The sequence below is a fragment of the Streptomyces sp. NBC_00162 genome (assembly GCF_024611995.1).
GTDB lineage: Bacteria > Actinomycetota > Actinomycetes > Streptomycetales > Streptomycetaceae > Streptomyces.
The window spans coordinates 1,222,120-1,243,825 of the sequence record NZ_CP102509.1; the positions used below are offsets into that span (position 1 = coordinate 1,222,120).

The 21,706-nt window shown below is 73.3% G+C and carries 18 protein-coding genes, 1 tRNA gene, 4 pseudogenes and 1 riboswitch; of the genes and pseudogenes, 10 read left to right on the forward strand and 13 right to left on the reverse strand.

Features of this window, described 5'->3' with window-relative positions; all coding sequences use genetic code 11:
- Window positions 1-5: 5 nt before the first annotated feature.
- Window positions 6-899 carry an SCO6745 family protein gene (locus tag JIW86_RS06395; RefSeq protein ID WP_257552892.1) on the reverse strand — a complete coding sequence of 298 codons (894 nt, stop codon included), beginning with the start codon at window positions 897-899 and terminating at the stop codon, window positions 6-8.
- A 125-nt stretch (window positions 900-1,024) separates the two neighbouring features.
- On the opposite strand from JIW86_RS06395, the gene JIW86_RS06400 reads away from it, so the two are divergent.
- Window positions 1,025-2,644 carry a N,N-dimethylformamidase beta subunit family domain-containing protein gene (locus JIW86_RS06400; RefSeq protein ID WP_257552893.1) on the forward strand — a complete coding sequence of 540 codons (1,620 nt, stop codon included), beginning with the start codon at window positions 1,025-1,027 and terminating at the stop codon, window positions 2,642-2,644.
- A 138-nt stretch (window positions 2,645-2,782) separates the two neighbouring features.
- On the forward strand, window positions 2,783-3,181 hold the full coding sequence (locus JIW86_RS06405; RefSeq protein WP_215144121.1) for a VOC family protein: 399 nt from the start codon (window positions 2,783-2,785) through the stop codon (window positions 3,179-3,181).
- Here JIW86_RS06405 and JIW86_RS06410 read toward each other — a convergent pair.
- From JIW86_RS06410 to JIW86_RS06425, 4 genes are all read right to left on the reverse strand, one after another.
- The gene (locus JIW86_RS06410; protein WP_416237529.1) at window positions 3,141-3,974 is read right to left on the reverse strand and encodes an ABC transporter ATP-binding protein; all 834 of its coding nucleotides are present in this window, start codon (window positions 3,972-3,974) and stop codon (window positions 3,141-3,143) included. The two genes, JIW86_RS06405 and JIW86_RS06410, sit on opposite strands and share 41 nt — an antisense overlap.
- Entirely contained in the window at window positions 3,971-5,038 is a 1,068-nt protein-coding gene (locus JIW86_RS06415; RefSeq protein WP_257552894.1) for a FecCD family ABC transporter permease, read from the reverse strand. Before JIW86_RS06415 ends, JIW86_RS06410 begins: the two co-directional genes overlap by 4 nt.
- On the reverse strand, window positions 5,035-5,832 hold the full coding sequence (locus tag JIW86_RS06420) for an ABC transporter substrate-binding protein (protein ID WP_257552895.1): 798 nt from the start codon (window positions 5,830-5,832) through the stop codon (window positions 5,035-5,037). Before JIW86_RS06420 ends, JIW86_RS06415 begins: the two co-directional genes overlap by 4 nt.
- A gap of 248 nt (window positions 5,833-6,080) precedes the next feature.
- Window positions 6,081-6,223, reverse strand: a riboswitch (cobalamin riboswitch).
- Between the two features lie 69 nt (window positions 6,224-6,292).
- Window positions 6,293-6,369 (reverse strand) — tRNA-Trp (locus JIW86_RS06425).
- Window positions 6,370-6,518: 149 nt separating this feature from the next.
- On the opposite strand from JIW86_RS06425, the gene JIW86_RS06430 reads away from it, so the two are divergent.
- From JIW86_RS06430 to JIW86_RS06440, 3 genes are all read left to right on the forward strand, one after another.
- On the forward strand, window positions 6,519-7,010 hold the full coding sequence (locus JIW86_RS06430; RefSeq protein ID WP_257552896.1) for a DUF4352 domain-containing protein: 492 nt from the start codon (window positions 6,519-6,521) through the stop codon (window positions 7,008-7,010).
- Between the two features lie 142 nt (window positions 7,011-7,152).
- On the forward strand, window positions 7,153-8,487 hold the full coding sequence (locus tag JIW86_RS06435; protein WP_257552897.1) for a glycoside hydrolase family 18 protein: 1,335 nt from the start codon (window positions 7,153-7,155) through the stop codon (window positions 8,485-8,487).
- Between the two features lie 94 nt (window positions 8,488-8,581).
- Window positions 8,582-9,466, forward strand: coding sequence for an aldo/keto reductase (locus JIW86_RS06440; RefSeq protein ID WP_257559236.1), 885 nt, complete (start codon window positions 8,582-8,584; stop codon window positions 9,464-9,466).
- Window positions 9,467-9,559: 93 nt separating this feature from the next.
- On the opposite strand, the pseudogene JIW86_RS06445 reads toward JIW86_RS06440, so the two are convergent.
- From JIW86_RS06445 to JIW86_RS42080, 3 genes and pseudogenes are all read right to left on the reverse strand, one after another.
- A pseudogene (locus tag JIW86_RS06445) lies at window positions 9,560-10,504 on the reverse strand (PfkB family carbohydrate kinase); the annotation flags it as partial.
- Window positions 10,459-10,779 (reverse strand): hypothetical protein, encoded by a 321-nt coding sequence (locus JIW86_RS06450; protein WP_257552898.1) that lies wholly within the window; start codon window positions 10,777-10,779, stop codon window positions 10,459-10,461. The gene JIW86_RS06450 and the pseudogene JIW86_RS06445, both read right to left, overlap by 46 nt.
- A 101-nt stretch (window positions 10,780-10,880) precedes the next feature.
- Window positions 10,881-11,087 (reverse strand): annotated as a pseudogene (locus JIW86_RS42080) (aldolase); the annotation flags it as partial.
- Window positions 11,088-11,196: 109 nt separating this feature from the next.
- On the opposite strand from JIW86_RS42080, the gene JIW86_RS06455 reads away from it, so the two are divergent.
- On the forward strand, window positions 11,197-11,997 hold the full coding sequence (locus JIW86_RS06455) for an IclR family transcriptional regulator (RefSeq protein ID WP_257552899.1): 801 nt from the start codon (window positions 11,197-11,199) through the stop codon (window positions 11,995-11,997).
- A gap of 20 nt (window positions 11,998-12,017) precedes the next feature.
- On the opposite strand, the gene JIW86_RS06460 is transcribed toward JIW86_RS06455, so the two are convergent.
- The gene (locus JIW86_RS06460) at window positions 12,018-12,998 is read right to left on the reverse strand and encodes a hypothetical protein (RefSeq protein WP_257552900.1); all 981 of its coding nucleotides are present in this window, start codon (window positions 12,996-12,998) and stop codon (window positions 12,018-12,020) included.
- A gap of 117 nt (window positions 12,999-13,115) precedes the next feature.
- On the opposite strand from JIW86_RS06460, the gene JIW86_RS06465 reads away from it, so the two are divergent.
- The gene (locus tag JIW86_RS06465; RefSeq protein WP_257552901.1) at window positions 13,116-13,775 is read left to right on the forward strand and encodes a MerR family transcriptional regulator; all 660 of its coding nucleotides are present in this window, start codon (window positions 13,116-13,118) and stop codon (window positions 13,773-13,775) included.
- Window positions 13,776-13,851: 76 nt separating this feature from the next.
- The gene (locus tag JIW86_RS06470) at window positions 13,852-15,504 is read left to right on the forward strand and encodes a sigma-70 family RNA polymerase sigma factor (RefSeq protein WP_257552902.1); all 1,653 of its coding nucleotides are present in this window, start codon (window positions 13,852-13,854) and stop codon (window positions 15,502-15,504) included.
- 19 nt (window positions 15,505-15,523) lie between these two features.
- On the opposite strand, the gene JIW86_RS06475 is transcribed toward JIW86_RS06470, so the two are convergent.
- Both JIW86_RS06475 and JIW86_RS06480 read right to left on the reverse strand, forming a co-directional pair.
- Window positions 15,524-16,378, reverse strand: a complete 855-nt coding sequence (locus JIW86_RS06475) for an RNA polymerase sigma-70 factor (protein ID WP_257552903.1) — start codon at window positions 16,376-16,378, stop codon at window positions 15,524-15,526.
- 67 nt (window positions 16,379-16,445) lie between these two features.
- Entirely contained in the window at window positions 16,446-17,837 is a 1,392-nt protein-coding gene (locus tag JIW86_RS06480) for a glutamate decarboxylase (RefSeq protein ID WP_257552904.1), read from the reverse strand.
- A 264-nt stretch (window positions 17,838-18,101) separates the two neighbouring features.
- Between JIW86_RS06480 and melC1 the strand changes: the two genes are divergently transcribed.
- Complete coding sequence (gene melC1 / locus JIW86_RS06485; RefSeq protein WP_215150502.1) at window positions 18,102-18,497, forward strand: apotyrosinase chaperone MelC1; 396 nt, start codon at window positions 18,102-18,104, stop codon at window positions 18,495-18,497.
- Window positions 18,494-19,342 carry a tyrosinase MelC2 gene (melC2, locus tag JIW86_RS06490; RefSeq protein ID WP_215150501.1) on the forward strand — a complete coding sequence of 283 codons (849 nt, stop codon included), beginning with the start codon at window positions 18,494-18,496 and terminating at the stop codon, window positions 19,340-19,342. The genes melC1 and melC2 overlap by 4 nt, the downstream gene beginning before the upstream one ends.
- Here melC2 and JIW86_RS06495 read toward each other — a convergent pair.
- Together JIW86_RS06495 and JIW86_RS06500 are read right to left on the reverse strand one after the other, a co-directional pair.
- Window positions 19,297-19,999, reverse strand: a pseudogene (locus JIW86_RS06495) (response regulator). The gene melC2 and the pseudogene JIW86_RS06495 overlap by 46 nt on opposite strands.
- Window positions 19,996-21,605: pseudogene (locus JIW86_RS06500) on the reverse strand (ATP-binding protein). Before JIW86_RS06500 ends, JIW86_RS06495 begins: the two co-directional pseudogenes overlap by 4 nt.
- Window positions 21,606-21,706 lie beyond the last annotated feature (101 nt).

Consider the following 21,706-nt stretch of genomic DNA (forward strand, 5'->3'; position numbering starts at 1 on the left):
GTGCGTCAGTTCTCGTAGTCGTACTTCATCCCGATGCCCAGGGTGCCCTGGGCCGGGAGGAGCCCGGCTCCGACGATGTCGAGGACCGGCGGGAGGAGCAGCTCGGCGAGCCGGGCCACCTCCTGCGGGCTCAGCGCGGCCCACGGGGCGGCGGCGAGCTGGTCGGTGAGCTTCTCGACCGCGGTGCGCAGTGCCAGTCCCGCCGGGGTGGCCGTGCCGTCCTCGGCCAGCAGGCCCTGGGCGGCGAGACGGCCGCGGGCGGCGCTCCACTCGTCCGCCGTCCACTGGCGGTTCTCGAACGCCTCGGCCGGGGCGGCTCCGGCGCCGGAGTGCAGGACCAGGGACTCGACGGGATCGAGGTGGTGAGCCTGGAGGGCGGCGAGGTGGCCGTCGCCCCGGTGTTCGCGCAGGATCGTGGCGGCGTGCCAGAGCACGGAGTGCGGCGCCTCGGGCCAGGGCAGGGACGCGTTGGCGGCGGCCAGCGGGCGTCCCGCCGTTGCGGCGGCCTGCGCGGCGCGGCGAGCCAGGCGCGCCGCCTCGGCCAGGTCCGGGGAGGCCGTGCGCTCGCCCAGCAGGGTGTCGAGGGCGCGCCGGGCCGCGGTGGCGCGGGCCTCGAGTACCCGGTCCGCCGGGGCGGTGTGCCAGGCACGGTCGACGTACCGCTGCACCATGCGCGGGCTGAAGGAGTAGAAGAGGGCGCTGACCAGCTCTGCTTCGGCCGGCCCGAGCGGGGCGGCCCGGAAGACGAAGTACATCGGCCATCGCTCGTCCGTGGGGTAGCCGAGGGCCGCGGCCTCCTCGTAGCACTCGGGAGCGAAGCAGACGATCGCGTGGACGGGTTCCAGCAGCTGCCACAGCTGCCGGACGGCACCCAGGTCGTGTACGGCGTCGTACGTCATATCGCTTTCCCCCAGGGTCGGTTGAGGCGTGGCAGGGCAGGGGGTCAGCCTAGGCGCCGACGGGCGGTACGGGGCCGGGCGGGGCGGTGGGAGTGGGGGCGGAAGGGTGACATAACGTGCCCTCCATGGATCAGGAGCACATATCCGGGGATGGCGAAGGCGCAGGCAGGCGGCGGTTCCTCGCGATCGCGACGGGGGCGGCCACGGCGGCCGGGCTCGGGGCCGTGGCTGGCTGCGCGAGCGGGGACGGCGGGGCGGACGGGCAGGGCGGTGACGCGGCGGCCGGCGGGTCACGGGCGGCGAGCGGGAAGCCGTCGCCCGGGCCGGCGGGCTTCGACGTCAAGGCCGAGAACGCCCGTCCGGGCAACGCCGACTGGCCGGTGACCAAGGCCGGAGCGGCCCGCGCCATCGAGGGCTTCTCGGACCGGGTCAGCGTCCTGCCCGGGGAGTCCTTCGGGCTGTACGTGTCCACCACCGCGCCCCGGTTCACCGTCTCCGCCTACCGGATGGGCTGGTACGGCGGAGCCCGGGCCCGCCTGGTGTGGCGCTCCGAGGCCCTGCCCGGGGTGCGGCAGCCCGAGCACACGGTGGACTCCGGAACCCGGATGGTCCGCACCCGGTGGGCCCGTACCACCACCGTCGACACCAAGGACTGGCCCGAGGGCTGCTACCTGCTGCGGCTCGACGCGCAGGGCGGGGAGGGCCAGCGGTTCGTGCCGGTCACCGTCCGCTCGGCGGCGACGGCCGGCCGTACGGTCGTGGTCAACGCGGTGGCGACCTGGCAGGCCTACAACCGGTGGGGCGGCTACGGCAGTTACGACGGACCGGGCGGCGGCTATGCGACGCGCTCCCTCTCGGTTTCCTTCGACCGGCCGTACGAGTACGACGACGGCGCGGGCCTGCTCCTGGTCTACGAGGCCCCGCTGATCGCGCTCGCCGAGCGGCTCGGCATACCCCTCGCGTACACGACGACCACCGACGTGGCCCGGGAGAAGCGGCTGCTCGAAGGGGCCTCGGCGGTGCTCTCCCTCGGGCACGACGAGTACTGGTCGCCCGACCAGCGGGCGCACTTCACGGCCGCCCGCGACGCGGGCACCAACATCGCGGTCCTGGGCGCGAACTGCTGTTTCCGCCGGATCCGGCTGGAGGCCTCGGACCTGGGGCCGGACCGCACGCTCGTCTGTTACAAGTCCGCCTACGACCAGGACCCCGGGTTCAAGCGCGGCCACCCCGCGACGGTGGACTTCCGCTCGGCGCCCGGCGCGGATCCGGAGAGCTCGCTGCTGGGCGTGATCTACGACGGCTACCCGGTGGACGCCCCGTACGTGGTGACCCACCCCGGCCACTGGCTGTTCGAGGGAACCGGCGCGAAGGCCGGCGACCGGTTCGAGCACCTGGTGGGGGTGGAGTACGACAAGGTCGACACCGGTTTCCCGACGCCCCGGCCGATCGAGATCCTGGCCCACTCCCCCGTGGTCTGCGAGGGCAGGCCCAGCCATCAGGACACGGCGTACTACACGGCGCCCAGTGGGGCAGGGGTCTTCGCGACCGGCACGATGCGCTGGGTGGAGGCCCTCGACGCGTCGGGCGACGGCCGCAGTGGCGCCAACCACGGCCTGGACGCGCGGTCCGGGGCGCTGACCACCCGGGTGACGGAGAACCTGCTCCGGGTGTTCGCGGCGGGCCCGGCGGGCCGGACGCACCCGGCGCAGGACAACCTCAAGGCGGTGTACGGGGGCGCGTGAGGGCGGCGGCCATCGGCCTGAACCGGTGGACTTCACCCGGGAGCGGTGTTTAGGATCGTGATCGCGGCATCGCGTGTCGGTCACCGGCTGGGTGAGGCATGGAGGTAGCCGCGAAGTGCCTTTCGGAGGCATTCACCCATGTCAGTCGCACTGAACCACACGATCATCCACTCCCGTGACAACCGGGAGTCCGCCGAGTTCCTGGCGCACGTCCTCGGCCTCCGGGTCGGGACCGAGTGGGGCCCCTTCATCCCGGTCGAGACCGCCAACGGCGTCACCCTTGACTTCGCGACCATCCCGGCCGGGTCCATCACCCCGCAGCACTACGCGTTCCTCCTCTCCGAGGAGGAGTTCGATGCGGCCTTCGAGAAGATCCGGTCGGCGGGGGTCGCGTACTACGCCGACCCGCACGGAAAGCACCCCGGCGAGATCAACCACAACGACGGGGGCCGCGGCGTCTACTTCACGGACCCGGCCGGGCACGGGATGGAGATCATCACCCGCCCGTACGGCTACCAGGAGGACGGGGCCGCGTAGCCCCGGCCGAGTGAAGGTAGACGATGTTCGGTGCGCCCGTGTCCGGGTGGACCCCGATGCGGGTGCGCACCCCGTACACCTCGGCCAGCAGTTCCTCGGTGAGTACCCCGGCCGGCGGGCCTGAGGCCACCACCCGGCCGCCGTCGAGCACGTACAGCCGGTCGCAGAAGGCGGCGGCGAGGTTGAGGTCGTGCAGGACCAGCAGCCCGGTGGCGGGCAGGGCGCGGACCAGGCCGAGGATCTCCAGCTGGTAGCGGATGTCCAGGTGGTTGGTCGGCTCGTCGAGGGCGAGCAGGCCGGGGTCCTGGACGAGGGCGCGGGCCACCAGGGCGCGCTGGCGTTCGCCGCCGGAGAGCTCGTCGAAGCGGCGCGCGGCGAAGGCGCCCGCGCCGACGGTCTCCAAGGCCTCGGCCACCCGCCGGACGTCGTCCGGACCGTCCTGCTCCCAGAACCGCTTGTGCGGACTGCGCCCCATGGCGACGACCTCGCGAACGGTCAGCCCGAAGGTGCCGCTCGCGTCCTGCGGGACGACCGCCACGCGCCGCGCCCGGTCCTTGACCGTGAGCGGGCCCGCGTCGGCGCCGTCCAGCAGGACCCGGCCGGCGGTGGGCCGCAGGGTGCCGTACACACAGCGCAGCAGGGTGGTCTTGCCGCTGCCGTTGGGGCCGACCACGCCGACCGTCTCGCCGGGGCGGGCGGTGAGGTCGACACCGTGCAGCAGCGTGTGCCCTTCTGTTTCGTAACGCATGCCCTCGACGGCGAGTTCCAGCGCCTGCGCCGCGATCACGGTCATCCGGTCATCCCCTCGGTGCGGGTGGAGCGGCGCAGCATCCACAGGAAGAACGGCCCGCCGACGAGGGCGGTGACCACGCCGACCGGGATCTCCTCGGGCGCCGCGGCCGTACGGGCGACCAGGTCGGCCAGCGTCAGGAACACCGCCCCGCCCAGCGCGGCCACCGGCAGCAGCGCCCGGTGCCCGGCGCCGACGACCATCCGGGCGGCGTGCGGGATCATCAGCCCGACGAAGCCGATCGCCCCGCTGTAGGCGACGAGTACGCCGATGACGAGGGAGGTGAGGACGAAGACGGCGGCCCGGAAGCGTCCGGTGTCCAGGCCGAGGGTGTGCGCGCCCTCCTCCCCCGCGAGGAGGAGGTCGAGCGGCCGCGCGAGGGCGATGAGCAGCGCCGTGCCGGCGAGCAGTGCGACGGCGGGCAGGGCCAGTTCGTCCCAGCGGGCCCCGCCTAGGCCGCCGAGCGTCCAGAAGAGGACGGAGCGGACCTGGTCGGGGTGCGCGGCGAGCACCAGGACGAGGCTGGTGAGCGCGGACAGGATGTACTGGACGGCGACGCCGGCGAGGATCAGCCGGCCGGTGGTCATGGCTCCCCCGCGCCGTGCCATGGCGTAGACGGCGACGAGCGCGCCCAGCGACCCGGCGAACGCGGCGAACGGCACGCCGAGCCCGCCCGCGACACCCGCGATACCGGCACCCGCACCCGAGCCCGCGCCCGCGCCCGCGCCAAAGACGATCACGAGGACGGCTCCCGCCGAGGCCCCGGACGACGCCCCCAGCAGGAAGGGATCCGCGAGCTGATTGCGTACGAGGGCCTGGAGCACGGTGCCCGCCACGGCGAGCCCGGCGCCGACGACGGCCCCGAGGAGCACCCTCGGCATCCGGACGTCCCACACGATGGAGGCGAACGCCCCGGTGCGCCGCTCGCCCGTCAGGCCGCCGAGCACGATGTCGAGGACCTGGCCGGGGGCGATCCGTACCGGCCCCAGGGCCAGCCCGGCGACGGCGGACGCCGCCAGCAGGGCGGCGAGGAGGACGAGGACAGCCGGGGTCCGGCGCCGCCTCACGCTGCGTCGGGGTGCAGCTGGCGGCCCAGGGACTCGACGGCGTCGGCGACGCGCACCCCGAGGACGGCCGAGGAGAGCGGCAGTACGACGAACCGCCGGTTCTTGATCGCGGGAACCTCGGCGAGGGCCGGGTCGTTCAACAGGCGCTGCTTCTTGGACTCGACGGTGGTGCTGCCGTAGTCGTAGATGAGGACGACCTCGGGCTTGCGCTCGATGACCTTCTCCCACGACACGTCGCCGAAGGTGTCCTTGAGGTCGGCGAAGACGTTCGTCCCGCCGGAGAGGGAGACGATCTGGTTGCCGATGCCGTCGCCCCCGGCGGTGAAGGCGGAGGCCTCGCCGGAGTCGTAGACGAAGACGGACGGCCGCGGTTTGTCCTTCACCCGGGCGGTCACGGTGTCGATGCGGCGCTGCTCGTCCTCGATGAGCTTCGCGCCGCGCTCGGGCACGCCGAAGGTCCGCGCCACCTCGGTGATCTCGGTCTTGAGCTGGTCGAGGCCGACCGGGCCCCCGGCGCAGTTCTCCACGTTGAGCCGGGTGTTGACACCGGTTTTGGCCAGACCTTCGCGGTCGCGGCCCTGCCCCTTGTCGAAGGCACTGGAGTAGCCCCCGTAGACGAAGTCGGGGTTCGCGCCGAGCAGGATCTCCTTGGAGGGGTACTCCTTGGCCAGCACCTTGATCTTGTCGTAGGCGGGCCGGTAGGCGGGGAGCACGGCGTCGTCGAGGTAGGCGGAACCGGCGATCCGGTCCTCCAGGCCGAGGGCGAGCAGCACCTCGGTGGCGTGCTGGTTCATGGTCACGGCACGCTGCGGCGGGGTCTGGTAGGTGCTGCTGAGACCGCAGTTGGTGACGGTGTACGGGAACCCGGGCGCCTCGGCGGACGATCCCGCGGCCTTGGCCTGCCGTTCGGCGGGTGAACCGGCGCAGGCGGCCAGGGGTATCAGGAACGCGAGGGGGTGATTGCGCGCAGGACGGCGCGAGCGCGGGAACGCGACATGGCAGGGCCTCTCCGGGGGATCCGCGTCCCCTGGTCGACGTGAAGGAGCGAGCAGAGGCGGTGCGTCAGTGTCTGACTCCCGGCCTCCCCCACGGGGGATGAGCCGGTCACAGTGGCGGGACCGCACCGGAATCGCACCGGTTTCCTGTCCTGCACCGCCTGGGGTAACGCGGGCCAGTCTGCCAGAGGCAGTGGCCTGACGTGCCGTCGGGCCGGACCCTGGGGGTCCGGCCCGACGGCACGTCACGATGAACTGATGGCAGGGGCGGCAGGATTTGAACCTGCGGCCTACGGTTTTGGAGACCGTTGCTCTGACCAGCTGAGCTACACCCCTTCGGTGGGACCAACCATGGCACGGAGCAGCCTGAAGATCCACCAATTTCCGGGGTCATGCGGGTGGAAGTCGCGTGACCGTGCGGGTGGCGGGACCCCCGGCGGGAGAGGATCGTGGACAGGGTGATCGGTGGATCCGCAGGTGCCTCCATGCCCCGGCGCCGCCTGCGCGGCGCCCTGGCCACGCTCGCCCTCCTCGGCCCGGCGCTGCTGGGCGCAGCCCCCGGCGGGTCGGGCGAGACCGTCTCCCTCGCCGGGAACGAGCCCGGCCAGCGGCTCGACGTCACCCTGGTACAGGTGGTGGACCCCGCGGTCCCGGCCGACCCGGAGGGCCCGGCGCCCGATGCCTCGACCCGGCTGCTCGCCGTCCGCTTCCGGCTGGAGAACACCGGGACCGCCGTGTACAAGGACTCCCCCGCGCCGGCCGCGCACCTGCTGGACACCGCCGGGAAGCGGTTCACCGGCCTCAACAGCCCGACGACGGCCGGGGCCTCCTTCCCGGACACCGTCACCCTCAGCCCCGGCGGCTCGGCCGAGGGCTTCGTCACCTTCCGGCTCCCGCAGGACGCCGTCCCGGCGGCCGTGCAGTTCGCCCTGAACGGCGGCCTGGCCGACGACGTCGGCCAGTGGAGCCTCCCGTAACCTCCCGCAGCCTCCCGCCACTCCTTCACCCGTGGCAGGCGAGTTTCCGCCACCCCCTTGACCACTCTGGTCCAGACCAATAGTTTCCGGCATGCACCGCGCACGCGCTCACGCCCCGCTCCCGCCTCCGCAAAGGAAGCCCATGCGCCGCAGCATGCTCGGCAGACTGGCCGTCGCCGCCTGCTCCCTCTCCCTGCTGACCGCCTTCGCCCCCGCCGCCGGCGCGGCACAGGACGACACGGCGGGCGGCGACCACCGCTCGTACAAGAAGGTCGGCTACTTCACCCAATGGGGCGTCTACGGACGGGACTTCCAGGTCCAGGACCTCGAGGCGAACGGCTCCGCCGACAAGCTCACCCACATCAACTACGCCTTCGGCAACGTCAGCGCGGAGGGCAAGTGCTTCACCGGGAACGTGCCGGGCGAGGCCGATGCCTGGGCCGACTACGTCCGCCCGCTCGACGCCGAGAACTCCGTGGACGGGGTCGCCGACACCTGGGAGCAGCCGCTCGCCGGCAACTTCAACCAGCTCCGTGAGCTCAAGGCCAAGCACCCCGGCCTCAAGGTGCTGATCTCCCTGGGCGGTTGGAGCTGGTCCACGCACTTCTCGGACGCGGCCCTGACCTCCGCCTCCCGCAAGGCGTTCGTCGAGTCGTGCATCGACCTCTACATCAAGGGCAACCTGCCGCAGGACGGCACCCGCGGCGGCGCGGGCGCGGCCGCCGGGCTGTTCGACGGGATCGACCTCGACTGGGAGTGGCCCGGCTCCGCCGGTGACGCGGACACGAAGTTCCGGCCCGAGGACAAGCGCAACTTCGCCGAGCTCGTCAAGGAGTTCCGCACGCAGCTCGACGCGTACGCGGGCGGCCAGAAGCGGAAGTCCCCCTACGAGCTGACGGCCTTCGTCCCAACCGCGCCCGCCAAGATCGACGCGGGCTTCGACGTCCGCCGGATCATGCACGACCTCGACTTCGTGACCCTCCAGGGCTACGACTTCCACGTCTCCGGCGAGTCCACCACGGCCCAGCAGTCCGCGCTCTACGCCCGCGGCGACTTCAGCGTGGACGGCACGGTGGACGCCTGGCGTCGGCGCGGCGCGCCCGCGCACAAGCTGGTGATGGGCATGCCGTTCTACGGGCAGGGCTGGACGGGCGTCAGAGGCGGCGGGGACGGCATGGGGCAGCCCGCCACCGGGCCGGCGCCCGCCACCTGGTCGGCGGGGTACGAGGACTACAAGGCGCTGAAGAAGCTGGCCGATTCCGGGACCTACCAGGTCCACCGGGACCGGCGCGGCGGGCACGCCTGGCTCTTCGACGGCACCACCCTGTGGACGTACGACGACCCGCAGGTGCTGCGCGCCAAGACCGGCTACATCCGCGAACACGGCCTCGGAGGCGCGATGTTCTGGTCTCTGGACGCGGACACCGCCGACGGCGAGCTGATGACGGCCGTGGACCGGGGTCTGCGGGGCCACTGACCGGCGCCGACGGGCCGCGACATCGGATCCGGCCCGGCGGCGCCCTCCACGTACGCACCCCATGAGGACTCAGGGGGCCCGATACGCTCGGCGGATGACCTCAGAGACGATCACCGCGGCGGCCGCGGGCACCTGGCAACTCGGCGACCTGCCCGTCAACCGGCTCGGCTTCGGCTCGATGCGCCTCACGCACCTCGCCGACGGATCCCCCAGCGACCGCGAGCGGGTGACCGGCGTGCTGCGCCGCGCCGTCGAGCTCGGTGTGAACCACATCGACACCGCCGCCTTCTACTTCTCCCCGCTGCGCTCCGCCAACGAGCTGATCAACCGGGCGTTGGCCCCGTACGCCGACGACCTCGTCATCACCACCAAGGTCGGGCCGGGCCGCGGCCCGGACGGCGAGTGGTGGTGGGCCGAGCCCGGGCAGTTGCGCGGTCAGGTGGAGGAGAACCTCCGTCAGCTGGGCCGGGACCACCTGGACGTGGTCAACCTGCGCGTGCCCCGGCGGGAGACGACCGGTTCGATCGCCGAGCACTTCGGGGCGCTCGCCGACCTCCGCACGGCCGGTCTGATCCGCCACCTGGGCATCTCCAACGCCCGCCCCGACCATCTCGCCGAGGCGCGGGCCATCGCGCCGGTGGTGTGCGTGCAGAACCCGTACGGGATCGGGTCCCCGGCCGAGGACCACGCCTTCCTCGACGCGTGCGGGGAGCAGGGCATCGCCTTCGTGCCGTTCTTCGCGATCGCCGGCGCCGGCAAGGAGGCGGGGGCGACCGCCGAGGACGGGCCCGAGGTGAGCGCCCTGGCCAAGGCTCACGGGGTATCGACTGCGCAACTGCGCCTGGCGTGGACCCTGAGCCGCGGTCCGCACGTCCTGGCGATCCCGGGCACGGGGAACCCCGACCACCTCGTCGAGAACGTCGCCGCCGGGTCCCTGCGCCTCACCGCGGAGGAGGTCGCGCTCCTCAACGCCCTGTGACCCGGCGGTGCCGCGCCGCCAGCGCCGCCGTCTCCGTGAAGGCGGGGACGCGCCCGGTGCCCCCGCGGCCGGACACGGAGAGGAGGCGGCCGCCGCGCCGTAGGCCACTGCGTCCTCGAGCCCGTCACCGAGGGCGAGCCGGGCGGTGGCGGTTCCGGTGAAGCAGTCGCCCGCGCCGGTCGCGTCGACCGCAGCCGGGTTCCCGGGCACGGGCCGGTACCGGCCGCCCCCGCCGTCGTCCAGCAGCAGTCGGCCGGCGCCCGCGGTGACCACGACCGTACGGGCGCCCAGCGCGCGGCAGCGGACGGCGGCGGTGGCCGGGTCGCCGGTGTCCACGAGGGCGAGGGCGTCGGCCGGGCAGGAGGTCTTGAGCAGCCCGGTCAGCGGGGCGATGCGGGCGAGCAGTTCCCGGGCCCGGGCACGGCCGGTCAGCCGGGGGCGGAAGTTGGGGTCGTACGAGAGGTGCCCGCCGGCCCCGTGCACGAGGTGCGCGGCGGCGAGCACGGCGTCGTGGCTGGTCGGTGACAGGGCGCCCGTGATGCCGCTGGTGATCAGCGCCGTGGACGTGGTGAGCAGGTCGCGCCAGGACTCGATGTGAGCGGGCGCGAGGGTGGAACCGGCGCTGTGGGCACGCCAGTAGACGAACTCCCGGTCGCCCTCGGTGTCGGCGGACAGCAGGTAGGCGCCGTTGGGCCGCGGGGCGCGGCGTACGTGGGAGACGTCCACGCCGAGTTCGGCGGCGCGCCGCAGCAGCGGGATGCTGAGCTCGTCTTCGCCGACGACGGCGAGCAGGGCGGTCCGGGCACCGGCGGCCGCGGCTGCGGCCGCCGCGTTCAGGGCGTCCCCGGAGTAGGAGATGCGGGCCGGGGTGCCGTCGGCGGCCTCGCGCAGCGGGGCTGCGGCGTGGATCTCGACGAGCACCTCGCCGAGCACGAGCACGTCGTACGACTCCGCGGCCGGTGCGGCGGCCGGCGTCGACGCGGCCGGTGCGGTCACGGCCGGGACTCCCGGCCGGCGCAGTCGCCGCGGCCGCAGCACGGACGGGCCAGCTCGGCGAACACGGCGGCCAGCTCGGCCGGGTCGGCGGGCAGCCCGCTGCCGATGCCGACGGCGGCCGCCCCGGCGGCAAGCCAGTCGGGGACCTCACCGGGCCGGATGCCTCCGGTCGGGATGATCAGCCCCTCGGGCAGTACTGCCTTGAGGGAACGGATGAACCCCGGGCCGCCGACGTGCGCCGGAAACACCTTGGCGGCGCCCGCGGCCCGGACGGCGGAGGCGATCTCGCCGGGGGTGAACCCGCCCTCGATGAACACGGCTCCGCGGCGGCCGGCGACTTCGCGGACCTCCGGCGCGGGGTGGGGGAGATCAGGAAGCCGGCGCCCGCGTCCAGGGCGGTCTCGGCCTGCTCGGGGGTGGTCACGGTGCCGACGCCGACGAGGGCGCGGCGGCCGCGCGCGTCGGCGAGCGGGGTGGTGCGGGTGAGGGCCTGCGCCCAGCCGGGGGTGGAGGTGGTCAGCTCGACCGCGCGGCATCCGGCGGCGAGCAGGGCGGTGGTGTGCCGGACGGCCTCGTCGGCGTCGGCGTTGCGCAGCACCGGCAACAGGCGCTGGGCGGCTATCACCGCGTACGGGTGGCAGGACAAGGAACCCTCCCGTTTGTTCCACGTAGTGGAACGACGTATTGTGTAGCGGAACCACGTGGTCTAGACCCTACCCAGTCCGGGAGTTGTCATGTCAATGGATGAGGCCCCGGAGCCCGGGGGCGGCGGCGCGCCACGCGGCGGCAGGACCTCCGCCGCGGGATCGGTGCTGGAGAAGTCCCTGCGCATCCTCGAGGCGGTGGCGGCGCCGGGCGGACCGCACCGGCTCGCCGAGGTGACGGCGGCGGCCGCCGTGCCCAAGTCCAGCACCTTCCGGATCCTCGCCTCGCTGGCCGAGCAGGGCTTCGTACGCCAGGAGGCCGATGGCCGGTACGGGGTGGGGCCGCGGCTGCGCGGGCTGTCCGCCCTGGTCAGCGGCGGGGAGCCGGCGAGCATCGGGCGCATCCTGGACGAGCTGCGGCAGGCGGCAGGCGGCCAGACGGTCCATCTCGCCCTGCACAGCGGAGAGACGATCACCTACATCCGGAAGCTGGAGAGCGAGCAGCCCTTCCGGACGGCCTCCCGGGTCGGCATGCGCATGCCGCTGCACACCACCGCGATCGGCAAGAGCATCCTGGCGCACCTGCCCGGGACGGAGGTACGGGAGCTGATCGCCGCCACCGGGCTGGCGCCCCGGACTCCCCGGACGCTCACGCGCGCGGAGGAGCTGTACGCACAGCTGGCGGAGGTCCGCGCCCGCGGTTTCGCCCTGGACGACGAGGAGAACGAGCCCACCATCCGCTGCATCGGCGCCGCTGTCCTCGGCCCGGGCGGCCGCCCGATCGGCGGGGTCAGCGTCACCACCGTCACCTTCCTGGTCTCCCGCGAGGAGATCGAGTCGTACGCGCCCGCCCTGCGCGCGGCCACGGCGGCGCTGGCTCCGCTGCTGTGAGCCGGCGCCGCCGCCGGCGGTCAGCGCCCGGCAGCCTCGACGGCCGATGCCGCCGGCGACGCCGACGCGCCCGGTTCGAGCCGCGCCCCGGACCCGCCCCGCAGGGCGAGGGCCGCTCCCACCGCCACCGCGACGGCCAGCCCGGCCGCCGCGGCCAGGGTCACCCCGTCCGGCGAGGTGAGGGCCTGCCCCCGCAGGGCCTGCCAGGTGGTCAGGGCCACCAGACCCGCGTACCCCGCCGCCGCGACCAGGACGAGGCGCGTGCGTACGGCCGGGACGGCCGCCCGGCCGTACCGCCGGGCCGCGAAGGTCAGCGCGAGCGCCAGCAGCGGCAGCACCTGGAGGGCGTGCATCCCGACGAAGTGGGCGATCCGCAGATCGCCCCCGGTGGCCGCCCAGCCGGTGACCGGCAGGTGCGGTCCGCCGTCCGGGACGCCGACGCTGTGCGCGCCGACCGTGTCGGTGATCTGCCCGGCGAGCTGCGCCTCGGTGGGCTGGACCATCAGGAAGCCGATCGCGAGTCCGGCGAGCGCGACGACCGAACCGGTCCGAATGGCCCAAACGGCGGCCCGGTCCGCGAGCGGCTGGCGCCACAGCACCACGGCCATCAGCAGCGTGGCCAGCCACAGCACGACGATCGTCGCGCCCATGACGGCGAACAGGCCGCTGTCGAACGGGGTTTCCTGGTTGAAGTGGCTGCGCTTGCCCCGCACCACCTGGCCGACGATCACGGCCATCTCGGTGACGCTCGCCGCCACGATCACCGCGCCCGCCCACCAGCCGACCCTGCGGCCGCGTGTGAGCAGCGAGTACATCCATGCCAGCGTCAGCCCGTACACGACGAACGAGACCGAGAACTTGAACGGCTTGTGCCAGATCGGGGATCCGACCAGCACCCGGTCGTCCACGATCAGCCCCACCCCCGAGACCAGCGTGAGCACTCCCATGGCCGCCGCGAAGACGAGCAGCGGCCGATGCCATCCTTCGATGTGGTTCCGCATCCTGCACCCCCATAATGGATATCGGAACTACCCAATATCCGATAGTGCCACTGTCCATAATCCAGCCCGCCCGCGCAAGCCCCCGGGCCCAGCCGAAAGCGAGAATTCACTTTGCGCATGGGAGAGTTGAGCCGGACCACCGGCGTTCCGGTGCCCACCATCAAGTTCTATCTCCGTGAAGGCCTGCTGCCCGCCGGTGAGTTGACCAGCCCCAACCAGGCCAGTTACGGCGAACAGCACGTCCGCAGGCTGCACTTGATCCGCGCCCTCACCGATGTCGGCGGGCTGCCGCTCGCCTCCGTCGGCAAGGTGGTGGAGGCGCTGGCGGACCGCGAACGCCCTCTGCACGACCTGCTGGGCGAGGCCGCCGACACCGTCGGCCTCGCCGACCCGCCGGAGGTCGACCCGGCGAGCGGCGCGCAGGCGCGGGCCCTGGTCCAGGAGCTGATCACGCGGCGCGGCTGGCAGGTCCAACTGGGCGACCCGTCGGCGCTCGCACTCACCGCCGCCGCGGCCTCCCTGCTGGCGGTCGGGCACGGGGACTACCTGGACCACCTGGACGAGTTCGCCACCGCCGCGGAACGGATCGCCGCCGCCGACCTGGCCTTCGTCGCGCGCCGGACGGAGCGGGAGGACATGGTGGAGCGGGTGGTGGTGGGCACCGTACTGGGGGATGCGATGCTGGCTGCGCTGCGGCGGCTCGCCCAGACCGACGCCTCGGCGCGGCGTTACCCCCTGCCGCCCGCAGCAGATGCCGGAAAAACAACTTCCGGATAAGTGTTATCGAGGCCCCTCTCGACGGTCTCCCAGTCATTGGGCATCATCGACCGCCGGTACGGACAGGGAACATCACATGAGCACTCAGCACACGGCAGCGCTGGTGGCAGCGGCCCGCGCGGGCGATCCCCGCGCGCAGGACGAACTCGTCGGCACCCATCTGCCGCTCGTCTACAACATCGTCGGGCGGGCCCTCAACGGGTCCTGTGACGTGGACGACGTGGTGCAGGACACGATGCTGCGGGCCCTCGACGGGCTGGGCGGCCTGCGCGCGGACGAGAGCTTCCGGTCCTGGCTGGTGGCGATCGCGATGAACCGCGTACGGGCGTACTGGCAGGCCCGGCAGAGCGGCTACGGCGAGAGCACACTGGAGGCGGCGAGCGAGGTCGCCGACCCGGGCGCCGACTTCGTCGACCTGACGGTCGTCCGCCTCAACCTGGCGGGTCAGCGGCGCGAGACGGCCCGCGCCACGCGCTGGCTGGAGCCCGACGACCGGGCACTGCTGTCGCTGTGGTGGCTGGAGTGCGCCGGGGAGCTCACCCGGGCGGAGGTGGCCGCCGCGCTGGAGCTGTCCACGCAGCACGCGGCGGTACGGGTGCAGCGGATGAAGGCGCAGCTGGAAGCGGCCCGGGTGGTGGTGCGGGCCCTGGACGCCCGGCCGGTGTGCGAGGAGCTGCGGACCCTGACGGCGGGCTGGGACGGCCGGCCCTCGGCGCTGTGGCGCAAGCGAATAGCCCGTCACGCGCGGGAATGCGTACGCTGCTCCGGCCTGTGGAGCGGCCTGGTGCCGGCGGAGGGACTGCTGGCCGGGCTGGCCCTGGTACCCGTCTCGGCGGCCCTGGTGGCAGGGGTGCGGGCGGCCGGTGCGGCCGACTTCACCCCCGCGGGCGCCGACTTCACCCCCGCGGGCGCCGCCTTCGCCGAAGGCGACGGCGCGGGCTCGGGCTTCGCCGACACGGCGGCCCACACGCACCTCGACCCGGAGGTGGCGACGGCGGGCGGCGGCCGGAGCGCGCTGCGCAGGCGCAAGCAGAACCGCCGCCGGGTGATCGGCGGCGCGGTGCTCGCCGCCTGCGTCGCGGGCGGCGGCCTGGTGTACCTCGGCACGCTCCCCGGTTCCGGCGACACGAAGACGGGCGAAGCCGCAGCCCCGGCCCCGCTGGCCGCGCTCTCGGCCTCCGAATCCGCGCTCCCCTCGGAGCCGCCCTCGCCGTCCGCCTCCCCCTCGCCCTCCGCGTCTCCTTCGCCGTCGGCCTCCGCCTCGCCGAGCCCGGCCGCGAGCCCGACCCCGGCGCCGAGCCGCAGCAGCTCCCCGGCCCCGAAGCCCCCGGCGCCAGCCCCCGCCCCGCCGGGCATCGCTGGCCAGGTCGTGGCCCTGGTCAACTCCGAGCGGGCGGCGGCGGGCTGCGGTCCGCTGAAGGAGGACGCACAGCTGCGCTCGGCCGCCCAGGGCCACTCCGACGACATGGCGAAGCGGGACTTCTTCTCGCACACCAGCCCCGACGGAACGGACCCGGGCCAGCGGACCACCGCCGCCGGATACCGCTGGTCGACGTACGGCGAGAACATCGCCAAGGGCCAGCAGACGGCTCAGTCGGTCATGGACGCCTGGATGAAGAGCCCGGGCCACCGCGCGAACATCCTCAACTGCTCCTTCAAGGACATCGGCGTCGGCATCCACCAGGGTGCGGGCGGTCCCTGGTGGACGCAGAACTTCGGGGCGCGGTAGCCCGCTCGCGGGGTGCGGTTCAGGGCTGGATGCCGCGCAGCTTCTGCGGGTTGACGACGAAGCGCAGCGCGGTGATCCGGCCGCCGGCCGCCTCGAAGGTGACCGCGCCGAGGTTCACGCCGCCGGCGGACAGCAGCAGTCCGGCCTCGCCGTTGATCTCGTCGACGCGCATCTCCACACCCTGGACCTCCGGTTTGGCCAGGACGCCCAGGAGCCAGCGGGCGACGTGGTCGGGTCCGTGCAGGGGGCGGCGGGCGGCCGAGACGACGCCGCCGCCGTCCGACCAGGAGACGACGTCGGGGGCGAGGAGCGTGAGCACCTCGCCCAGGTCCCCGCCCGCGCAGGCCGCGAGGAACTTCTCGGCGATCTCGCGCTGTTCGGACGCGTTCGCGCTGAACCGGGGGCGGCGGGCCCGCACGTGTTCACGGGCCCGGTGCGCGGACTGGCGGACCGCGGCCTCCGACTTCCCGACGACCTCGGCGATCTCCGCGTAGGAGTACCCGAACACCTCGCGGAGCAGGAACACCGCACGTTCGACCGGGGTCAGGGTCTCCAGCACGACCAGGACCGCCATCGAGACGGTGTCGGCCAGTTCGGCCTCCTCGGCGACGTCGGGCGAGGTCAGGAGGGGCTCGGGGAGCCACGGGCCGACGTAGGCCTCACGGACGGCCTGGGCCGACGTCAGCCGGTTCAGGCTCAGGTTGGTGACGGTGCGCACCAGATAGGCCTTGGGATGCTGAACGGACGCCCGCTCCGTCCGGTTCCAGGCGAGCCAGGCGTCCTGCACGATGTCCTCGGCGTCGGCGACGCTCCCGAGCATGCGGTAGGCGGTGCCGAAGAGCAGTCGCCGGTTCTCCTCGAACGTGTCGGTCATGGGCCACACCGTCGCATTCCAGCACCCGTTGATCAAGAAGCGGGGACCCCGCTCGCCCGGACAGGGCCTAGTGGTGGAAGCCGGACCGGGGCTCGGTGGCGGGTACGGGCGGGGGTGAGGCCTTGAGGTGTTCCACGGCATTGCGCAGGTCGGTGGCGAGCAGGGCCATCTGATCGCGGGTCACCCCGTGCCGGACGAGGACCCGCTGGATGACGGTGTCCTGGCGGTCGGCCGGCAGCGGGTACGAGGGCACCTGCCAGCCGCGCATCCGCAGCCGGTCGGAGAGGTCGTAGAGGCTGAAGCCCGCTCCGGCCGGGTCGGTGAGCGTGTAGGAGACGGCGGGGAGGGCGCCGCTGCCGTCGTAGAGGAGGGTGAACGGGCCCATCCCGGCGATCTCGGAGGCCAGGTACTGGGCGGTGTCGGCGCAGGCCTGCTGCACGCGGCGGTAGCCGCCCCGGCCGAGGCGCAGGAACAGGTAGTACTGGGCGATGACCTCGCCCCCGGGCCGGGAGAAGTTGAGGGCGAAGGTCGGCATGTCGCCGCCCAGGTAGTCCACGTCGAAGACGAGGTCCGCGGGGAGCAGGTCGGAGGTGCGCCAGACGATCCAGCCGACGCCGAGCGGCGCGAGTCCGTACTTGTGGCCCGAGGTGTTGACGGAGGCGACGCGCGGCAGCCGGAAGTCCCAGACCACGTCGGGGTGGAGGAAGGGGGCGACGAAGCCGCCGCTCGCGCCGTCCACGTGGATGGGGACGTCCCAGCCCTGCTCGGCCTGGATGCGGTCGAGTTCGGCGGCGATCTCGGCGACGGGCTCGTAGTCGCAGGTGTAGGTGACGCCGAGGATGGCGACGACGCCGATGGTGTTCTCGTCGACGTACGCGGCGAGCTGGTGGGGCTGCAGCCCGGTGGCGCCGGGCTCCAGCGGGACCTGGCGCAGCTCGACGTCGAAGTAGCGGGCGAACTTCTCCCAGCAGATCTGGACCGGGCCGCACACCAGGTTGGGGCGGTCCGCGGGGAGGCCCTCGGCGCGGCGGCGGGCGCGCCAGCGCCATTTGAGGGCGAGTCCGCCGAGCATGGCGGCCTCGCTGGAGCCGGTGGTGGAGCAGCCGGTCCCGGTGGTGCCGGCGGGGGCGTTCCACAGGTTGGCCAGGATGTTGACGCAGCGTGACTCGATCTCGGCGGTCTGCGGGTACTCGTCCTTGTCGATCATGTTCTTGTCGAGGCAGTCGTTCATCAGGCGGTGCACGCCGTCGTCGGACCAGGTGGTGCAGAAGGTGGCCAGGTTCTGCGCGGCGTTCCCGTCCAACAGGAGCTCGTTGCGGAGGAGTTCGTAGACGACCTCGGTCGGCGAGTGGTCTTCGGGCATCCGGTACTTGGGGAGGATCTGGCCGCTCAGGGCGGACGCGAACACGTCCGAGGCGGCGTCGGGGGCGTCTGCGTCCTTCGTCTTGTGAAGAGCCATATCGGCACTATAGGTGAGTAAGCGACATATCCCCCTGATGCCGCGACGCGGCTTCCGGCCGACTCTGCGGTGTGATCCCCTCCATAGCCGCTCGGCGGAACCGGAGAAATTACTGCCGGGTAGCATTACCACCGCAGATCTTCCCGCCGGAGCCGGGAAAGCCGGCCGGGACCGAAAAATCATTCGATTCGTTCTATACGAAACTTGTCCTCTGATGTCCGGATAATGGCCAACTGCCCTTGCTGCCCTGGTACTTCTTCGGTCATGAACAAGATCACCCGTCGGCAGGCCTTGGGCACCACTGCCGGCGCACTCACCGTCCTAGGCCTTGCGGGCGCCACAGCGCGCGCCGCCTCCACCGACTCCCGTGCCGCCGCCACCCCAGCCGGCCCGGTCGACGAGGTGTACAAGGGCAGACGCATCCAGATAACCGCCGGCACCGGAGGCGGCCACCACGGCGGACACCACTCCCCCGGTCTGCCCACCGTCCGGATAGACGGCCGCGAACTGCACGTGATGCGGAACGCCGACGGCACCTGGATCAGCGTGGTCAACCACTACGAGACCTATGCCGACCCGACCTCGCTGGCCCGCGCCGCCGTGCGCGAGCTCCAGGGCGCCGTGCTCGCCCCGTTCGCCCCGATGGGAGGCACGGCATGACCGTCCGCAAGAACCAGGCCACGCTCACTGCCGAGGAGAAGCGCGCCTTCACCAACGCGCTGCTGGAGCTGAAGCGCACCGGCCGCTACGACCGCTTCGTCACCACCCACAACGGCTTCATCATGAGCGACACCGACTCGGGCGACCGGGTGGGTCACCGCTCTCCCTCCTTCCTGCCCTGGCACCGCCGGTTTCTTCTCGAGTTCGAGGCTGCTCTGCAGGCGGTGGACGCGAACGTCTCGCTCCCGTACTGGGACTGGACCGCCGACCGCACCACCCGCTCCTCCCTCTGGGCCGCCGACTTCCTGGGCGGCACCGGCCGGGCCCGCGACGGCCAGGTCCTGGACGGACCCTTCGCCTACGCGACGGGCAAGTGGAACATAGCCGTACGGGTGGACGGGCGCGCGTACCTGCGCCGGGCGCTGGGCCAGGGCGTGGCCGAGCTGCCGACCAAGGCGGAGGTGGACGCCGTACTCGCCATGCCGGTGTACGACGCGGCCCCCTGGAACAGCTCCTCCAGCGGCTTCCGCAACAACCTGGAGGGCTGGCGGGGCGCCAACCTGCACAACCGGGTGCACGTGTGGGTCGGCGGCCAGATGGGCACCGGGGTCTCCCCCAACGACCCGGTGTTCTGGATGCACCACGCCTACGTGGACAAGCTGTGGGCCGACTGGCAGGCCCGCCACCCGCAGTCCACCTACCTGCCGGCGGCCGGCACCGCGAACGTCGTGGACCTGGGCGACACGATGCGGCCGTGGAACGACGTGACCCCGGCGGACATGCTGGACCACCGGAAGTTCTACACCTTCGACACCGAGCCGGTCGCCGCCGCCAGCCAGCGGTAGTGCAGTTCGGGGCGGCCGACCTGGCCGTACCGGGGGTGCGGTCCGCGCAGCCGGTGTCCACCAGGTGCTCCAGGTAGCGGCGGGCGGTGATCCGTGAGATCCCGGCCGCCTCGGCCGCCCCGCTGCGGTCAGCCCCTCGGGGGCCGACCGCAGCAGCGCGGCGACCCGGTCCAGGGTCGGCGCGCTCAGCCCCTTGGGCAGCTCCGCCGGGCGCGGGGCGCGCAGGGCGGCCATCGCCCGGTCCACGTCGTCCTGGCCGGCCGCCTCGCCCGCCGTCGCGCGGAACTCGGCGTACCGCAGGAGCCGTTCGCGCAGGGTCGGGAAGGCGAAGGGCTTCAGCACGTACTGGACCACGCCGAGCGAGACGCTCTCGCGGACCACGGCCAGGTCCCGCGCCGAGGTCACCACGATCACGTCGACGGGGTGCCCGGCGGCCCGCAGCCCGCGTGCGAAACGCAGGCCGTGCCCGTCGGGCAGGGTGAGGTCGAGCAGCAGCAGGTCGGCGCGGGTCCGTTCCAGGGCCCGAGTGGCCTCGGCGAGCGAGTGCACGGTGCCGACGGCGGTGAAGCCGGGGACCCGGCCGACGTAGAGCGCGTGCGCGGCGGCGGCGACCGGGTCGTCCTCGACGATCAGCACCCGCACCTCGGGCGCGCTCATACGGGCTCACCCACCGCGGGACGGCCGGGCGCCGGCAGCCGTACGGTGAACTCGGCGCCGCCGGACGGGCCGGAGGCGGCGTCCGCGGTGCCGCCGTGGCGCTGCGCCACCTGGCGCACGAGGGCCAGGCCCAGGCCGCGGCCCTCCCCTTGCCGGACCAGCCGCGCCGGAACACGTCCACCCCTTCCGGCAGGCCGGGCCCGCTGTCCGCCACCCGCAGCAGCAGTCCTTCCCCGTCGCAGCGCACGGTGACCGCGATCCGGCCGCCCGGGACGCCGGTGAGCGCGTCCATGGCGTTGTCCACGAGATTGCCGACCACGGTGACCAGGTCCCGGGCCGGCGGGGTCCCAGGCCCGCCGTCGATGGCCGTGCTGTCGGGGGTGACCACCAGCTCCACGCCCCGCTCGTGCGCCTGGGCGGCCTTGCCGAGCAGCAGCGCCACGAGCACCGGCTCCCCGACCGCGGTGACCACCTCGTCGGTGAGGGCCTGCGCCAGCTCCAGTTCCGCGGTGGCGAACTCCACCGCCTCGTCCGCCCGGCCGAGCTCGATGAGCGAGACCACCGTGTGCAGCCGGTTCGCCGCCTCGTGCGCCTGGGACCGCAGGGCCTGGGTGAACCCGCGTTCGTGATCCAACTCCCCTGCCAGCACCTGGAGTTCGGTGTGGTCGCGCAAGGTGACCACGGTGCCCCGGCGGCCGCCGCCCGCGACGGGTGAGCTGTTGACGACGAGCACCCGGTCCGCGGTCAGGTGCACCTCGTCGACCCGGGGCCGGTCGGCGAGCAGCGCCCCGGTGAGGGGTGCGGGCAGCCGCAGGTCGGCGACGCCGGTGCCGGTCACCACGCCCCGCAGGCCCAGCAGTTCGCGTCCCGCGTCGTTGATCAGGGTGATCCTGCGCTGGCCGTCGAGCATCAGCAGCCCCTCGCGCACGCCGTGCAGGGCCGCCTGGTGGTAGTCGTACATCCGGCTGAGCTCGGCCGCGTTCATCCCGTGGGTGTGGCGGCGCAGCCGGGCGTTGACGATGTACGTGCCAGCTCCGCCGAGGGCCAGGGCGGCGGCCGCGACCCAGACGAGGGCGGTGAGCTGCTCGGCGAGACGCGCGCTGATCGCCCGGACGGTGATCCCGGCGCTGACCATGCCGACCACGCGGCCGTCGTCCGTCAGCGGGGTGACCACGCGGATCGAGGGCCCGAGGGTGCCGGTGTAGGTCTCGCTGAAGGTCTGGCCGCGCAGGGCGGGGGCGGTGTTCCCCATGAAGGGCTCGCCGATCCGGCGCGGGTCGGGGTGGGTCCAGCGCCGCCCGGCCGGATCCATGATCGTCACGAAGTCCACGCCCGAGTCGACGCGCACCCGCTCCGCGTACGGCTGGAGCCGGGCCGCGGTATCGCCGCCGCGTACGGCCTCGCGTACGGCTTCCAGGACCGACGGGGAGTCGGCGACCGCTCGGGCCACCGCCCCGGCCTGGCGCCGGGCCGCGTCCTCGGCCTGGCCGCGCGCGGTGGCGTAGGCGAAGACTGCGCACCCGGCCACGACCACGGCGACGAGCAGCACCTGCATGGCGAAGAGCTGGCCGGCGAGGCTGCGCGGCGGCCGGGGCAAACGGAACATGGCGCTCAGTGTGCACCGGCTCGTGAACTCAATGAACGCAAGGGTGACCGGGGTCACAGCGGCGGGCGATGGTCCTCCCGGGACGTATTCACCACCAGGAG

What these genes read in the sequence shown, in the direction of transcription:
- JIW86_RS06470 (WP_257552902.1), top strand. Translation starts at nt 13,852, where the DNA reads ATGAGCACTCAGCACACGGCAGCGCTGGTGGCAGCGGCCCGCGCGGGC.
- JIW86_RS06400 (WP_257552893.1), top strand. Translation starts at nt 1,025, where the DNA reads ATGGATCAGGAGCACATATCCGGGGATGGCGAAGGCGCAGGCAGGCGG.
- JIW86_RS06395 (WP_257552892.1), bottom strand. Translation starts at nt 899, where the DNA reads ATGACGTACGACGCCGTACACGACCTGGGTGCCGTCCGGCAGCTGTGG.
- JIW86_RS06480 (WP_257552904.1), bottom strand. Translation starts at nt 17,837, where the DNA reads ATGGCTCTTCACAAGACGAAGGACGCAGACGCCCCCGACGCCGCCTCG.
- melC2 (WP_215150501.1), top strand. Translation starts at nt 18,494, where the DNA reads ATGACCGTCCGCAAGAACCAGGCCACGCTCACTGCCGAGGAGAAGCGC.
- JIW86_RS06475 (WP_257552903.1), bottom strand. Translation starts at nt 16,378, where the DNA reads ATGACCGACACGTTCGAGGAGAACCGGCGACTGCTCTTCGGCACCGCC.
- melC1 (WP_215150502.1), top strand. Translation starts at nt 18,102, where the DNA reads ATGAACAAGATCACCCGTCGGCAGGCCTTGGGCACCACTGCCGGCGCA.
- JIW86_RS06420 (WP_257552895.1), bottom strand. Translation starts at nt 5,832, where the DNA reads ATGAACCAGCACGCCACCGAGGTGCTGCTCGCCCTCGGCCTGGAGGAC.
- JIW86_RS06460 (WP_257552900.1), bottom strand. Translation starts at nt 12,998, where the DNA reads ATGCGGAACCACATCGAAGGATGGCATCGGCCGCTGCTCGTCTTCGCG.
- JIW86_RS06440 (WP_257559236.1), top strand. Translation starts at nt 8,582, where the DNA reads ATGACCTCAGAGACGATCACCGCGGCGGCCGCGGGCACCTGGCAACTC.
- JIW86_RS06405 (WP_215144121.1), top strand. Translation starts at nt 2,783, where the DNA reads ATGTCAGTCGCACTGAACCACACGATCATCCACTCCCGTGACAACCGG.
- JIW86_RS06410 (WP_416237529.1), bottom strand. Translation starts at nt 3,974, where the DNA reads ATGACCGTGATCGCGGCGCAGGCGCTGGAACTCGCCGTCGAGGGCATG.
- JIW86_RS06430 (WP_257552896.1), top strand. Translation starts at nt 6,519, where the DNA reads ATGCCCCGGCGCCGCCTGCGCGGCGCCCTGGCCACGCTCGCCCTCCTC.
- JIW86_RS06435 (WP_257552897.1), top strand. Translation starts at nt 7,153, where the DNA reads ATGCGCCGCAGCATGCTCGGCAGACTGGCCGTCGCCGCCTGCTCCCTC.
- JIW86_RS06465 (WP_257552901.1), top strand. Translation starts at nt 13,116, where the DNA reads ATGGGAGAGTTGAGCCGGACCACCGGCGTTCCGGTGCCCACCATCAAG.
- JIW86_RS06455 (WP_257552899.1), top strand. Translation starts at nt 11,197, where the DNA reads ATGTCAATGGATGAGGCCCCGGAGCCCGGGGGCGGCGGCGCGCCACGC.